Raw genomic sequence first — 13468 nt, 5'->3', positions numbered from 1 at the left:
CTTGTCTTGTTTGCGCAATAGGCAGAGCCTTTGCCGTGGAAAGAGTTTTGGGTATTTGGGCATGGAGCAGGCTGTAAACGAGAGCGTCACGATGGTCCGCGCCGGGGAAGAGGTTCTTGAAGCCAACCGGGAAGGCGGTCATGAGCCGACTTTCGGACTGGCGCTTGGTGGCGGCGGCGCACGCGGCATCTGCCATATCAACATCATCGAGGCTTTCGACGAACTCGGCATTCGCCCGGTGGCGCTTTCCGGCTCCTCCATCGGTTCCATCATCGCAGCAGGCATGGCGGCCGGCATGTCCGGCCGGGAAATCCGCGAATATACGCTCGAACTCATGGGGCGGAAGGGTTCGGTCGCAAACCGGCTCTGGAGCCTCGGCCCGGCGTCAATGCGCCACGCGGTCGACGGTTTTCGTTTCGGCCAGTTCAATCTCGAACTTATTCTGCACGCCCTGATGCCACAGGTCCTGCCAAAGGATTTCTCGGATTTCACCATTCCGCTGAAGGTGGTGATGACGGATTATTACGCGCAGACCGAAGTGGTGGTGGAAACCGGCGAGGTCATTCAGGCGCTGGCGGCCTCGGCGGCGATTCCGGCGCTGTTCATGCCGGTGCGCGTCAACGGCCGCATCATGATCGATGGCGGCATCTTCAATCCCGTGCCCTATGAGCACCTGATGGATCGGGCCGATATCATCGTCGGCGTCGATGTGGTCGGCGGTCCCGAAGGCGACGGCACCACCATGCCCAACCGGCTGGACAGCCTGTTCGGCGCCAGCCAGCTGATGATGCAGGCGGCAATCGCCCTGAAACTCAGATTACGCCCGCCGCATATCTTCCTGCGCCCGCCGGTGCACCGCTTCGGCGTGCTGGATTTCCTCAAATCGGAAGAGGTGCTGAACGCATCCGCCAGCATCAAGGACGATCTGAAACGACAGATCGAAATGCAGGTGGAGCTTTTTCACCGCGGGCAGGGCGTCGAGGCCTGACGGGACGGGCTAAACCGACGTTGCGGCTCGTTTCTCCCCGTCGGGAAAAGAAACAAGGGGTGCGCTCCCAGCCAGTACCGTTAACTCATCTCATAGCGAAACTTCTGTCTCGCTGTCCTCAGTGTCCTCTTCCTCCTCGCGCTTTTCCGCCTTGTTCTTCGGCTTCATCAGCGGTTCCGGCTTCACTTCACGCACGGGTTTATTGTGCAGCATCTGCCTCCCGGCGGCGAGCCCTTCCACGGCCTGAAGCTCCAGCCTCTGTTCGTCGCGCTCGCGTATGTCGTCGGATATGGCGAGCGCCCTTTCGCTCTCCATATCCAGCCCCTCCAGAATGCGTCTGCCGAACAGCAGACCGGATTCCAGCGTCTCGCGGATTTCGTATTCCACGCCTTTTTTCTGAGGTCGAGGGAATGCACGCGATCATAGGAGCGGGCATAGATGCGCACGCTTGGAAATTCCGACTGGATCATGTCGATGATACGGTCGGTGACTTCCTTTTATGGGTGCAGACCGCCACCAGATCGGCGCGTTCTATGCCGGCCGCGATCAGCACATCCTTGCGGGTACCATCGCCGAAGAAGATGCGGAAACCGAAACGGGAGGCCTGACGCACGCGATCGGCCGAACTGTCGATGACAGTCACATCGCGTCCGCCCGCCAAAAGGATCTGCGAGGCGATCTGGCCGAAGCGTGAAAAGCCGATCATCAGCACGTCGGCTCCGGCGCCGTCGAAATCCTCTTCCAGAGTGTCCTCATCGGCATCCTCCGCCGTCAACCGGCGTGAAACCACTGCTAGCAGCGGCGTTAGCGCCATGGAAAGTGTTACGACTGCAACGAGGATGGAAGCGGTCGCCTGCGGAAACAGACGGGAGGCGGCGGCGGTGGTAAACAGCACGAAGCCGAATTCGCCGCCCTGCGCCAGAAGCAGCGCGATGCGGCTCGATGCATAACGGGACGAACCGGCAATGCGGCACAGCCCATAGATCACGGCCGCCTTCACCGCCATCATCGCGGGAACGGCGATCAGGATCAGAACAATGTGCTCGTAGACGATGTTGATGTGCAGTGACATGCCGACGGCCATGAAGAACAGCGCCAGAAACAGTCCGCGAAACGGCTCGATATCGGCCTCCAGCTCATGCCGATAGGAGGATTCCGACAGCATCAACCCGGCCAGAAGCGCGCCCATGCCCATCGAAAGCCCGACAGCTTCCATGATGGCGGCAGCACCGATGACAACGAAGAGGGCGGCGGCGATCATCACCTCCCGCGCACCCGTGCGGGCGATGATCTGGAACATCGGCGTCAGCAGGTAACGTCCGGCCAGCACCATGCCCGCCACCGCGATGACGGAGGCGACGAGATCGTAGGCCATCGAATCCGTCGGAACGTCCGGCCGGTTGGAAAGAATGGTCACGAGGGCGAGAAGCGGCACGATGGCGAGATCCTGAAACAGCAGGATCGAAAAGGAGCGGTTACCATGCCGCGTGTTCATGTCGCCATCGTCTTCAAGGATTTGCAGCGCAAAGGCGGTGGAGGAGAGCGCAAGGCCGAAACCTGCAACGAGGCTGCCGCGCGCATCGATCAACCCTGCCCACCAGGCAATCGCCGCCAGCACGCTGCCCGTCACGAGCACCTGCGCCAGTCCGAGGCCTAGAATATCGCGCCGCATCTGCCAGATGCGCGATGGCTTGAGTTCGAGGCCGATGATGAAGAGCAGGAAAACCACGCCCAGTTCCGAGACGTTGAAGATGTCCTTGGCATCCGTGACCAGATGCAGGAACGGCCCGATGATGATGCCCGCCACCAGATAACCGAGCACGGTGCCGAGCCCGAGCTTGCGGAAAATGGACGCCGCGATGACCGCGCCCGCCAGAAGCAGCAATGGTTCGGAAAAGAGAGCGTCGTGCTCGGTCATGCTGGCTGACTTTCGAATATGGTGGCGACAAAGCCTTGCCGATGGAGAAAGCGGCGTTTCGCCCTTGATGCGGGGTTGATGGCACAATAAATGGAACAGGAATGAAAGGCCAACTCATGTCCTCAGAAATAGATTCTTCCAAACTTCTCGATCGCGCCAGCGAACTTGTCGATCTTGCCCGTGCCGCAGGCGCGGATGAGGCGGATGCCGTTGTCGTGCGCTCCCGCTCGCAATCGGTCGGCGTGCGGCTTGGCAAGGTGGAAAGCACCGAATCCTCCGAAAGCGATGATTTTTCCCTGCGCGTTTTCGTCGGGCGGCGCGTGGCAAGCGTTTCGGCCAATCCCGGCTTCGACCTGAAGACGCTGGCGGAACGGGCAGTGGCCATGGCGAAGGTTTCGCCGGAAGACCCCTTTGCCTGCCTGGCCGACAGGGAACGTCTCGCAACCTCCTACGACGATCTTGAGCTTTTCGATGCGACCGAGGTCTCTGCCGATCAGCTGCGCGAAGCGGCACTTGCCTCGGAAGAGGCCGCACTTGGCGTCAAGGGCGTCAGCAATTCCTCCGGTGCCGGTGCATCGAGTGGCATGGGCGGCCTTGTCCTTGCGACCTCGCACGGTTTTTCCGGCAGCTACATGGGCAGTCGCTTCAGCCGCTCCGTCAGCGTCATCGCCGGCGAAGGCACAAAGATGGAGCGCGACTACGATTTCGACAGCCGCCTTTATTACGCCGATCTGGATGCGGCCGAAGAGATCGGCCGCCGCGCCGGTGAAAAAGTCGTGCGACGGGTCGGCCCGCGCCAGGTCGATACCGGCAGCAACATCACTGTGGTTTTCGATCCCCGTATCGCCCGCGGTTTCGTCGGCGCCATAGCCGGTGCTATCAACGGTGCATCTGTTGCCCGCAAGACCAGCTTCCTGCGTGACAGGATGGGCGAACAGGTGCTGAAAAAGGGACTTTACCTGACCGACGATCCGCAGATCGTGCGCGGCCCCTCGTCGCGTCCCTTCGATGGCGAGGGTGTCAGGGGCGAGAAGATGACGATGATCGAGGACGGGGTGCTGAAACACTGGTTCCTCTCCACCTCGGCGGCGCGTGAACTTGGCCTTGAAACCAACGGTCGCGGCGTGCGCGGTGGCACTGCGGTATCGCCGGCCTCCACCAATCTGGCGCTGGAGCCGGGCGATATCTCGCCGGAAGACCTGTTGCGGGACGTCGGAACCGGCTTTTACGTCACCGAGCTGATCGGCCACGGCGCCAATATGATCACCGGTGAATATAGCTGTGGTGCGAGCGGTTTCTGGATCGAGAAAGGCGAAAAGTCCTTCGCGGTTTCCGAGGTCACGATTGCGTCGAACCTGAAGGATATGTTCATGCGGGTGACGCCGGCTAACGATATCGACCGCAAATACGGGGTTGCCGCACCCACACTCGCCATCGAAGGCATGACGATCGCGGGCAAGTGAAGCGACCCGCGGGTTGTTTTCGCCGGCACTTTGTGTGCAAGTGCGAAGAGAAAAACGGGCGCGCCGCCTGAGGCGCGCGGAAAAGACGGCAAAATGAACGACATTGCAGAGGCCCGCTGGGCTTCCGATTTGAGGCTTGTCCTCGAGGCCGCGCGCAAGGCGGGCGAGACGGCTTTCGGTTTCTTTCGCAAGGACCCCGAGGTCTGGTGGAAGAATGGCGGCCTTTCGCCAGTGAGCGCTGCCGATTACGCCGCAAACGAAATTCTCGAAACCATCCTGCGCACCGCCCGGCCGGACTACGGCTGGCTGTCGGAAGAGACGGATGACGATACGGACAGGCTTACCCGCTCCACCGTCTTCGTCGTCGATCCCATCGACGGAACGCGCGCCTTCATCGGCGGGCGGGATACGTGGTGTGTCAGCGTTGCGGTGGTGCATGAGGGACGGCCGGTGGCCGCGGCTCTTGTCGCGCCGGCGCTTGCCGAGGAATTCACCGCACTTGAAGGCGGCGAGGCGCTGAAGAACGGCAAGCCGATCTCAGCCGCGCGCGAAAACACCGGCGTCTTTCATCTGGCAGCACCGGAAGACGTGATTACGCATCTGCCGGAAGAGGTGCGCAGCACCGTCAAGCGCATTCCGCATGTGCCTTCGCTCGCCTATCGGCTGGCAATGGTGGCGGATGGCCGCATCGATGGAACGCTGGTCAAGGCGAACTCGCACGAGTGGGATCTGGCCGCCGCCGACCTCATCCTTGAAAGGGCGGGCGGCAGCCTGGTCGGGCTTGATGGAAAACCCCTGATGTATAATCGCCGCGAGGTAAACCACCCGGCATTGTGCGCTGCAGCAGAATATGCGCTTCCCGCACTTTTGAAAGCGTTTTCACACCTGTCTGACAGTTGACGTTTGCCGGGAAATCCCGCAGATGAGGGGCTCTCAGAGCTTTAGAAAGAGACAAAAACATGACGGAATCTGGCAAACAGAAACAGCTGCTGCATCTGGTATTCGGCGGCGAACTGGAAAACCTTCAGGATGTTCAGTTCCGGGATTTGAATGCGCTCGATATCGTCGGCATCTATCCTGACTACGCTTCCGCGTTGACGGCATGGAGATCCAAGGCGCAGATGACTGTTGATAACGCCCATATGCGTTATTTTATCGTGCATATGCACCGTCTTCTCAATCCGGACGATAAAATTTGAGTCCTTTTGCCCTTGCGTTGTAATACTATTGGGTGAAGGCGAGTTTTCCCGTGATTCCTGCCGAAGAACCGCAGGCTGGGAATTCGGTTGCGAGAAAACGTGATCGCGCTTTTGTCTCCGATGATAAAAAATGACGCAATTTGAGAAGAAGTAGGCGGCGATAACAACAAACAACAGGGGAAGGGCATTGCGCGGAATGATCAAGGGCAGAATGTCATGAGCAGCCGTCTCGCACGCTTCGCTCTTTCCGGCTACAGGATTGCCGGTATCGCCGCCTATCCGTTTGCCCGGCCCTATCTTTCCTATCGGGCCGCAAAGGGCAAGGAAGACAAGCGCCGCCGCCTTGAGCGTTTCGGTTACGCCAGCGCTGAGCGCCCCCGTGGCCCGCTCGTCTGGTTCCATGCCGCAAGCGTCGGCGAAACGCTCGCCCTCATTCCGCTGATCCGCGAAATTCGTAAACGCGACATCTACGTGCTCTTGACCACCGGCACCGTCACCTCGGCCGAGCTGACCCGCACCCGGCTTGGCGATGATGTGATCCACCAATATGTGCCGCTGGACATCAAGATCGCGGTCAACCGCTTCCTCGCCTATTGGGCGCCGGATGCCGCCATTACCGCTGAATCGGAAATCTGGCCGGTGACGATGATGGAGCTGGAGCGCCGGCACATTCCCCAGATCAGGGTCAATGCGCGCCTGTCCGACCGTTCCTTCGACCGCTGGAACAACCGGCACGATATTGCTGAATCGCTGTTTTCCAAGCTCGCCCTCGTGGTCGCGCAATCCGACGTCGATGCTGAACGGTTCCGCGATCTCGGCTCTTGGCCGGTGGTGATATCAGGGAACCTCAAGGGCGATACCGATCCGCCGCCCTGCGATGAGGCGCTTCTGGAGCACTATCGCAAGCAGGTTGGCACCCGCAAGACATGGGCGGCGATCTCTACCTTCGACGGTGAGGAGAAGGCAGCCGCCACCGTGCATGCGGCGATCAAGTCGCGCAACGGCCAATTGACCATCATCGTGCCACGCCACCCCGAACGGGGCGACGATGTGGAGGCCATGCTGAAGGGCATGGGGCTGACCGTGGCACGCCGAAGCCGCAACGATGCGATTACGCCGGAAACCGATATTTTCCTTGGCGATTCCATCGGCGAAATGGGGCTTTACCTGCGGCTGACCGAGCTTGCCTTTGTCGGCCGGTCGCTGACGGCGGAGGGCGGACAGAACCCGCTGGAGCCGGCGATGCTCGGCTGCGCCGTACTGTCAGGCGCGCATGTGCAGAATTTCCGCGAGGCCTATCAGAAGCTGATCCGTGCCGGCGGCGGGCGTATCGTCCGCGATGTCGAGATGCTGGCCAAGGCGGTGCATTATCTCCTGGTCAACGACAATGAACGTTACAAGATGATCGATGCCGGCAACCGGGTCATTCAGGATATGCGCGGTGCGCTTTCCGCCACCGTCAAGGCGCTGGAGCCCTATATCAACCCGCTGACAGTGACCGCCAAGCTGCAACCGCGGAGCGCCATCGGTTCATGGTAGCGGATATCGAAGTTGATGCGACGCAATCGATCGCAGCTGTCCTTTTCGACAAGGACGGCACGCTTTTAGGTTATGACGCAAGCTGGGGACCGGTTAACCGCGAGCTTGCGGCGATTGCCGCCAAGGGCGATCCCGTTCTTGCTGACCAGTTGCTCGCTGCCTGCGGCATGGACCCGGTCTCCGGGCATGTGGTGCCTGATAGCCTGCTGGCTGCCGGCAATACGGCGGAGATTGCTGCCGGTCTGGTTGCCGCCGGTTCGCCCTGCGATGTCGTGGAACTGACTGCGCGGCTCGACCGGTTGTTCACCGAGGCGGCGGATAAATCCGTGCCGGTGACCGACCTCAAGGCATTTTTCGCACGGCTGAAGGCACGCGGCTACAAGCTCGGCATTGCCTCCAGCGACAACGAAAACTCCATCCGCCAGACGGCCATCCGTTTCGGTTTTGAGAAGGATGTCGATTTCGTCGCGGGTTACGACAGCGGTTATGGCACCAAGCCGCAACCCGGCATGGTTCTCGGTTTCTGCGAGGCGATAGGCCTTGCACCCGCACGCGTGGCGGTGGTCGGCGACAATAATCACGATCTGCACATGGCGAGGAACGCCGGGGCGGGCTTGCGCGTCGCCGTTCTGACCGGAACCGGTTCACGCGAAAGCCTGGGCGCCGATGCCCATTATTGTTTCGATGACATCACCGGGCTGGAAACCCTGCTGCCGGAACGCGTTCTTTAGGCCGCATCCTGAGGGCGCGAGCCATATGTCGCGCAGAATGGGAAGAGACAAGCTGCGCATGTATGTCCTGATTTTGCAATTTAGGGTTTTTTCTGGCAAATACCCATGTGACTTGTCGAATTTAAGCGCAATGCCGTGGGCGATGCGGCCGGGAGCGGGCATATATGGTTTCTGAAGCGCCGCCTTTCTGGTGGCAGAAGGCTGGCTGGCAAGCCTGGCTGTTATCACCTTTTTCCCTTCTCTACGGCAAGATCGCGGGACGGCGGATGCGCACGGCAAAACGGGCGAGCGTTCCTGTTCCGGTCATCTGCATCGGCAACTTCACCGTGGGCGGTGCCGGAAAGACGCCGACAGCGATGGCAATCGCCAGAGCCGCCGTCGCAAAAGGCCTGAAACCCGGTTTCCTCAGCCGTGGTTATGGCGGCACGCTTGACGTCACCACCCTTGTCGATCCCGGGCAGCACCGTTCCGCCGATGTCGGCGACGAGCCTCTGCTGCTGACGCGTGAGGCGATAACGGTCATCTCCCGCAAAAGGGTGGAAGGCGCACACCGGCTGGTGAAAGAGGGCGTCGATCTCATCATCATGGATGACGGTTTCCAGAGCGCGCGTCTGACGCTGGATTATGCGCTTGTTGTCATCGATACGGTGCGCGGCATCGGCAACGGCCATCTCGTTCCGGGCGGCCCGGTGAGAGCGCCGCTTGCCGAACAGATGCGGCATATGACCGGACTTTTGAAGGTCGGTAGCGGCCATGCGGCCGATCCGCTGGTCAGAACGGCGGCAAAGGCCGCCAAACCGGTTTTCGTTGCGGCGATAAAACCGCAGGAACCGCAGGATTTCAAAGGAAGGCGCGTGCTGGCCTATGCGGGTATCGCCGATCCGGCCAAATTTTTCAGAACCGTCGAGGGGCTTGGCGGCGAAATCGTGGAGCGGCGTTCCTTTCCCGATCATCACCATTTCAGTGAAGACGAGATTGCCGATCTTCTGCAGGATGCGGCTAAAGAAAATTTGCAGCTGGTGACGACGGCCAAGGACGCCGTGCGGCTCAACGGCCACCATGGCCGTGCGGAAGAATTGCTGTGGAACAGCCTGGTGATCGAGATCGACATGGTGTTCGACGATCCCAATGCCGCGGCAACGATCATCGACATGGCGGTGGGTAACTGCCGCGCCCGTCTGCTGCGGGAAAATGCGCGGCCGTCACTTTAGAGGGGGACGACAAAGTCCGAAAACCTCTCCTCCGTCATGCTCGGGCCTGTCCCGAGCATCTGCGACCTATTGATTTTACGATAGGTGATTGGATCCTCGGGACAGGCCCGAGGATGACGCCGCGTGTAGGGGGCAGCAGTCTATTGGAGCTCTTCCCAGACGAAAACCGCTACGCATTTACTGAACATGCATCAACACACCGTTCCCGCTCAAGCGGGCAGATTGCCCGCCTTGCGTTCGGCTTCCAGCGAGGCGGCGGCATCCACATAGGCTTCCTGCCGTGCCACGTTCCAGTAACGCAGTTCATCGACCGGGATTGTCTTGCCGGTGATGGCGCAAACGACATGTGAGCCGGTCTGCACGATCCGGAAGTCCCCGTCGAGATATTCGATGACGGCGATGCGGTTTCCGCCTCCCTCAAATCTGTTCATCCGTTTTCGTCTCCTGCTATGTCCTGTCAGTGCATCCAGCCCGAAACGGCGCAACGTTCTCCTGAACAATCCGGATGCTCCAGTCCCTTGAATTTATATCGCCCGGCGCGGCCCAAGGCCAGCCCGCCGGGTAACCGGCTCAGCTTCGGCCGAAGAGACGTTCTATATCGGAAAGTTTCAGCTCGATATAGGTCGGGCGGCCATGATTGCACTGCCCGGAGCCTGGGGTGTTCTCCATCTTCCGCAAAAGCGCGTTCATCTCCTCCGGCCGCATGCGTCGCCCGGAGCGCACGGAGCCGTGGCAGGCCATGGTGGCAGCGACATATTCCAGCTTGTTGGCAAGCGTGGAGGCCGCGTCCCATTCGGCGATCTCGTCGGCAAGCTGCCGCACAAGCCCCTGCACATTGACCTCGCCCAGCATGGCGGGCGTTTCCCGGACGGCGACGGCCCCCGGCCCGAAACGCTCGATGACCAGACCCAAGGCATCGAAACCTGCCGCATGGTCCATCAGCCGGTCGCAATCCTCTTCCGGCAGATCGATGATCTCGGGGATGAGCAGCACCTGCGAAGGCGGGCGTCTGGAATGCAGCGCATTGCGCATTTCCTCGAACACCAGCCGCTCATGCGCGGCATGCTGGTCAACGATGACGAGGCCGTTTTCCGTCTGCGCGATGATGTAGTTCTGGTGGAGTTGCGCCCGCGCAGCCCCGAGCGGATAAAGCGCCGGCTCCGGCGTCGGGCTTGCGGAGGCTTCGTAAGCCTCGCGGGGTTCCGCCCGCGCCGTCGGCATGGTGATGTCGGAGAAGCGCGATTGCACGGCTTCGGCAAATTGCATGTCCCCGGAAACGGCAAGCGGCCGCGAAGGCGAGGTTGCGGCGGACCATGTCGCAGCGGCGGAAGGCCGAAGATTGGAGGGGCTGTAGCCGGGGCGGAAGGCGTTCACCATCTGGCTGGCGCCGGTCGTCGCTGCCCTGTCGCCGTCGCGTGTCAGCGCCTGGCGGATCGCGCCGACGATCAGCCCGCGAACGAGGCCGGGATCGCGGAAACGCACGTCGGATTTGGCCGGATGCACGTTCACATCCACAAAGGCGGGGTCGAGCGTCAACGACAGCACCGCGACCGGGTATCGCCCATGCGGCACGGTTTCGGCATAGGCGCCGCGAATGGCCGACAACAGCAATTTGTCCTGCACCGGGCGGCCGTTGACGAAGACGTATTGATGCGCCGAGTTGCCGCGGTTGAAGGTCGGAACACCTGCAAAACCGGAGAGCGTCACATCCTCGCGCCCGGCATCTATCTCGATGGCGTTGTCCTTGAACTCTGCGCCGAGAATCTGCGCCATGCGGGCAAGGTGGTCGTCGCCCGTCGAGGGGATTTCGAGCGTCGAGCGGTCGGTGCCTGACAGCACGAAGCGGATATGCGGGAAGGCGATCGCCATCCGCTTGACCACCTCGGTAATGGCGGCCGCCTCCGCCCGTTCGGTCTTCAGGAACTTCAGCCGCGCGGGCGTGGCGAAGAACAGGTCGCGCACCTCGACGATGGTGCCGGCATTGGAGGCGGCGGGCCGGACCTCGGAGACCTTGCCGCCCGTGACCGAAATTACCGACCCCTGTTCCGCACCGTGTTGCCGGCTGGTGATCGAAAGCTTGGCGACCGAGCCGATGGAGGGCAGGGCCTCGCCGCGAAATCCAAGCGTGCGGATATCGTCAAGCGTCGTGGATATTTTCGAGGTGCAATGGCGCCGGACCGCAAGCTCCAGATCGGCGGGTGACATGCCGGAGCCGTTATCGGTAATGCGCACCAGTCCCTTGCCGCCGCCCGCCGTGGCGATCTCGATCCGCGTTGCGCCGGCGTCGATGGCGTTTTCCACCAGCTCCTTCGTGGCGCTGGAGGGTCTTTCGATGACCTCGCCGGCGGCGATCTGGTTGATGAGGGTTTCTGAAAGCTGCTTGATGGCCATGATCGTCATTTTCGCGGATTCGTCACGGCTTCGAAAGCAAAAAACTCAAGTCGTGAAAGTTTGCACATGTTTTGCGGCCTGCCCGGCATTTGATCATTTCCGTCAACGTCAGGTTAAGCGTTAATCCGCCTTTAATCGGCCTTGCATATGGTGAGGCGGCTTGAAATGACCGCAGGAACGAGGCCCCCCTTTACCGGGTGGTGTGTGACGTCGAATATGGGTGAACGTCATCTTCTCCTCAAGACTGCTTCAAGTAGCGAACCCTGATGTCTCTTTTTCGGAATTTACCGTTTCATCCCGGCATTTGCCCCGGACGATTCCAATAGAAACATAAGCCTGACCCTGAAAACAGGTGGGAGTTTGCAGTTGAGTGATTTGGCGTCCTCCGGCGCGGGCGTTCATACGGTGATGCTTGATGCCCTTTGCGACGCGCTTGGCGCGGCGATCGTCGTTTATGACCGAAACGATCACATTGTTTTCGCAAGCCGGAAACTCCTGAGTTTTTTCCGCTTGAAGCGGCCGTTATCGGGCCGGGCGCGCGGCTGCGCGATTATCTGAGTGCGCTCTACGATTGTTATCTTCTGGAAACGGAAAGCCTGTCCGCCAATGCCCGCCAGCTCGGACGCGAGGAATGGATCGGCGAGCGCCTGGCGCTGCACTGGAAGGAACGATCGGAAAAGACCGAGCGGCTGAAGGGCGAGCGCTTCCTGCGCTTCGTCATGAACCGCCTGCCTTCCGGTCTCGGCATCAGTGTCGTTGCCGATATTTCCGAACAGAAGAAGAGAGAAGAGCAGTGGCGCATCGACCTTGAGCGTGTGCAGCTGATCGAGGACATTCTCGACAATTTGCCGTTTTCGGTCCTCGTCAAGGACCGGAACCTGGCCTATGCGGCCGTGAACAAAGCCGCCTGCACCATGGTCGAGACGAGCGCCGAGAGCATTCTTGGCCGCACCGTTTTCGATCTGCATTCGCGCAAGGTCGCAGGCCGGATCGACGCCGCCGATCGCATGGTGCTGGACAGCGGCACGCCAAGCATCATTCCCGAAAGGGTGAGGCGGGTGAATGGCGAAGAGGTGCTGACGATTACCCGCAAGCAGCGTGTGGGCCGTCCGGGCCGGTATTTCCTGGTGACGACGATGGAAGACGTGACAGCACTCGCCACCATCGACGCGAACGGCATGCCCGTCATCCCCTCGCTCGAACATGTCAATTTCGTCGCCTCCGCCTATGGCAAGGATGAAGATCGCGATGCCGCAGGCGGCCTGCTGAAGAGCAAGGCGGTGCTGGTGGTGTCCGAAAACGGGCGCTTTGCCGAAGCGGCCGGGCGCCGGCTGGCTGCGGGTGGCATGGACCACGCTGTGGTGACGAGCGAGGACGAACAGCGCAGTTTCATAGATATAGCCGTCTCCGCAGGCGTGGGCATCGATGTCGTCGTCGTCGACGCCCAGATGAGCGTCACATGCCTCGATATTGCGGCCGCGCATGACCTGCCGGTCGTCACCATCGAGGAAGACGAGATCGACGCTTCCCTGCTGCATTATCTCGCCGTCGGCCTAAAATCATCTCCGAAGGAAAAGTCTGCCGACGAGGACTGGGAGATCATGACCGAAGACCTGCCGAAAATCCTCAAGACCGGCGGCGTCTGCGAAATTCTTCTCGTTGAGGATAACAGGGTCAACCAGATCGTCTTTTCGCAAATCCTCGAAGGGTTGGGGCTTTCCTATCGGCTCGCCACATCGGGTGAGGAGGCGTTGCGTCTTTTTGCGGAACAGGCGCCGTCCGTCGTCCTGCTCGACACCACGCTTGGCGATATTGACGGTTTCGAGGTTGCCCGTCGCATGCGCGCATTGGTGGGTGACGAGCGCATTCCCATCGTTGGCGTCATCACCCACGCCTTCGAGGGCGATCTCGACAAATGCCTGGCGGCGGGCATGGAAGATATGCTGCTGAAACCCGTCAGCCCCGATATGGTCGAGGCGGTTTTCCTGCGCCTTTTCGGCAAGGACGCCCTGCGGCTGCAAGCCTGAA

9 protein-coding genes and 2 pseudogenes are annotated in these 13468 nt (G+C 60.8%); 8 read left to right on the top strand and 3 right to left on the bottom strand.

The annotated features are described in order from the left end of the window. The first annotated feature begins 61 nt into the window (after nt 1-61). Nucleotides 62-988 (top strand): patatin-like phospholipase family protein, encoded by a 927-nt coding sequence (locus tag RBH10_RS19435; protein ID WP_045018372.1) that lies wholly within the window; start codon nt 62-64, stop codon nt 986-988. A gap of 90 nt (nt 989-1078) precedes the next feature. Here RBH10_RS19435 and RBH10_RS19430 read toward each other — a convergent pair. Next, a pseudogene (locus RBH10_RS19430) lies at nt 1079-2906 on the bottom strand (monovalent cation:proton antiporter-2 (CPA2) family protein). Between the two features lie 116 nt (nt 2907-3022). On the opposite strand from RBH10_RS19430, the gene RBH10_RS19425 reads away from it, so the two are divergent. From RBH10_RS19425 to lpxK, 6 genes are all read left to right on the top strand, one after another. Next, nucleotides 3023-4369 (top strand): TldD/PmbA family protein, encoded by a 1347-nt coding sequence (locus RBH10_RS19425; protein ID WP_281036077.1) that lies wholly within the window; start codon nt 3023-3025, stop codon nt 4367-4369. Nucleotides 4370-4462: 93 nt separating this feature from the next. Continuing rightward, nucleotides 4463-5269 (top strand): 3'(2'),5'-bisphosphate nucleotidase CysQ, encoded by an 807-nt coding sequence (locus tag RBH10_RS19420; RefSeq protein WP_281036078.1) that lies wholly within the window; start codon nt 4463-4465, stop codon nt 5267-5269. A 59-nt stretch (nt 5270-5328) separates the two neighbouring features. Then, the gene (locus RBH10_RS19415; RefSeq protein ID WP_045018367.1) at nt 5329-5568 is read left to right on the top strand and encodes a DUF4170 domain-containing protein; all 240 of its coding nucleotides are present in this window, start codon (nt 5329-5331) and stop codon (nt 5566-5568) included. Nucleotides 5569-5784: 216 nt separating this feature from the next. Then, nucleotides 5785-7107, top strand: a complete 1323-nt coding sequence (gene waaA, locus RBH10_RS19410; protein WP_045018366.1) for a lipid IV(A) 3-deoxy-D-manno-octulosonic acid transferase — start codon at nt 5785-5787, stop codon at nt 7105-7107. Beyond that, nucleotides 7101-7838, top strand: a complete 738-nt coding sequence (locus RBH10_RS19405) for an HAD family hydrolase (protein ID WP_281036079.1) — start codon at nt 7101-7103, stop codon at nt 7836-7838. The genes waaA and RBH10_RS19405 overlap by 7 nt, the downstream gene beginning before the upstream one ends. A gap of 164 nt (nt 7839-8002) precedes the next feature. Next, nucleotides 8003-9049 carry a tetraacyldisaccharide 4'-kinase gene (gene lpxK, locus RBH10_RS19400; RefSeq protein WP_281036080.1) on the top strand — a complete coding sequence of 349 codons (1047 nt, stop codon included), beginning with the start codon at nt 8003-8005 and terminating at the stop codon, nt 9047-9049. Nucleotides 9050-9258: 209 nt separating this feature from the next. On the opposite strand, the gene RBH10_RS19395 is transcribed toward lpxK, so the two are convergent. Together RBH10_RS19395 and mutL are read right to left on the bottom strand one after the other, a co-directional pair. Beyond that, nucleotides 9259-9480 (bottom strand): DUF2093 domain-containing protein, encoded by a 222-nt coding sequence (locus RBH10_RS19395; RefSeq protein ID WP_281036081.1) that lies wholly within the window; start codon nt 9478-9480, stop codon nt 9259-9261. Nucleotides 9481-9619: 139 nt separating this feature from the next. Beyond that, a complete protein-coding gene (gene mutL / locus RBH10_RS19390; RefSeq protein ID WP_281037342.1) occupies nt 9620-11440 on the bottom strand; it encodes a DNA mismatch repair endonuclease MutL in 1821 nt (606 codons plus the stop codon). A gap of 408 nt (nt 11441-11848) precedes the next feature. Here mutL and RBH10_RS19385 point away from each other — a divergent pair. Beyond that, nucleotides 11849-13467, top strand: a pseudogene (locus tag RBH10_RS19385) (response regulator). Nucleotide 13468: the final 1 nt, after the last annotated feature.

The organism is Rhizobium sp. AN73, from assembly GCF_030757975.1.
In the GTDB taxonomy this organism is placed as follows: Bacteria; Pseudomonadota; Alphaproteobacteria; order Rhizobiales; family Rhizobiaceae; genus Agrobacterium; species Agrobacterium arsenijevicii.
The sequence above is the reverse complement of the archived record's forward strand: the minus strand, read 5'-3'. Positions and strand labels throughout refer to the sequence as shown.

Bases quoted from the DNA above. Each gene is read 5' to 3' on its own strand.
- RBH10_RS19395 (WP_281036081.1), bottom strand. From the start codon at position 9,480: ATGAACAGATTTGAGGGAGGCGGAAACCGCATCGCCGTCATCGAATAT.
- RBH10_RS19420 (WP_281036078.1), top strand. From the start codon at position 4,463: ATGAACGACATTGCAGAGGCCCGCTGGGCTTCCGATTTGAGGCTTGTC.
- mutL (WP_281037342.1), bottom strand. From the start codon at position 11,440: ATGGCCATCAAGCAGCTTTCAGAAACCCTCATCAACCAGATCGCCGCC.
- RBH10_RS19435 (WP_045018372.1), top strand. From the start codon at position 62: ATGGAGCAGGCTGTAAACGAGAGCGTCACGATGGTCCGCGCCGGGGAA.
- lpxK (WP_281036080.1), top strand. From the start codon at position 8,003: ATGGTTTCTGAAGCGCCGCCTTTCTGGTGGCAGAAGGCTGGCTGGCAA.
- RBH10_RS19405 (WP_281036079.1), top strand. From the start codon at position 7,101: ATGGTAGCGGATATCGAAGTTGATGCGACGCAATCGATCGCAGCTGTC.
- RBH10_RS19415 (WP_045018367.1), top strand. From the start codon at position 5,329: ATGACGGAATCTGGCAAACAGAAACAGCTGCTGCATCTGGTATTCGGC.
- RBH10_RS19425 (WP_281036077.1), top strand. From the start codon at position 3,023: ATGTCCTCAGAAATAGATTCTTCCAAACTTCTCGATCGCGCCAGCGAA.
- waaA (WP_045018366.1), top strand. From the start codon at position 5,785: ATGAGCAGCCGTCTCGCACGCTTCGCTCTTTCCGGCTACAGGATTGCC.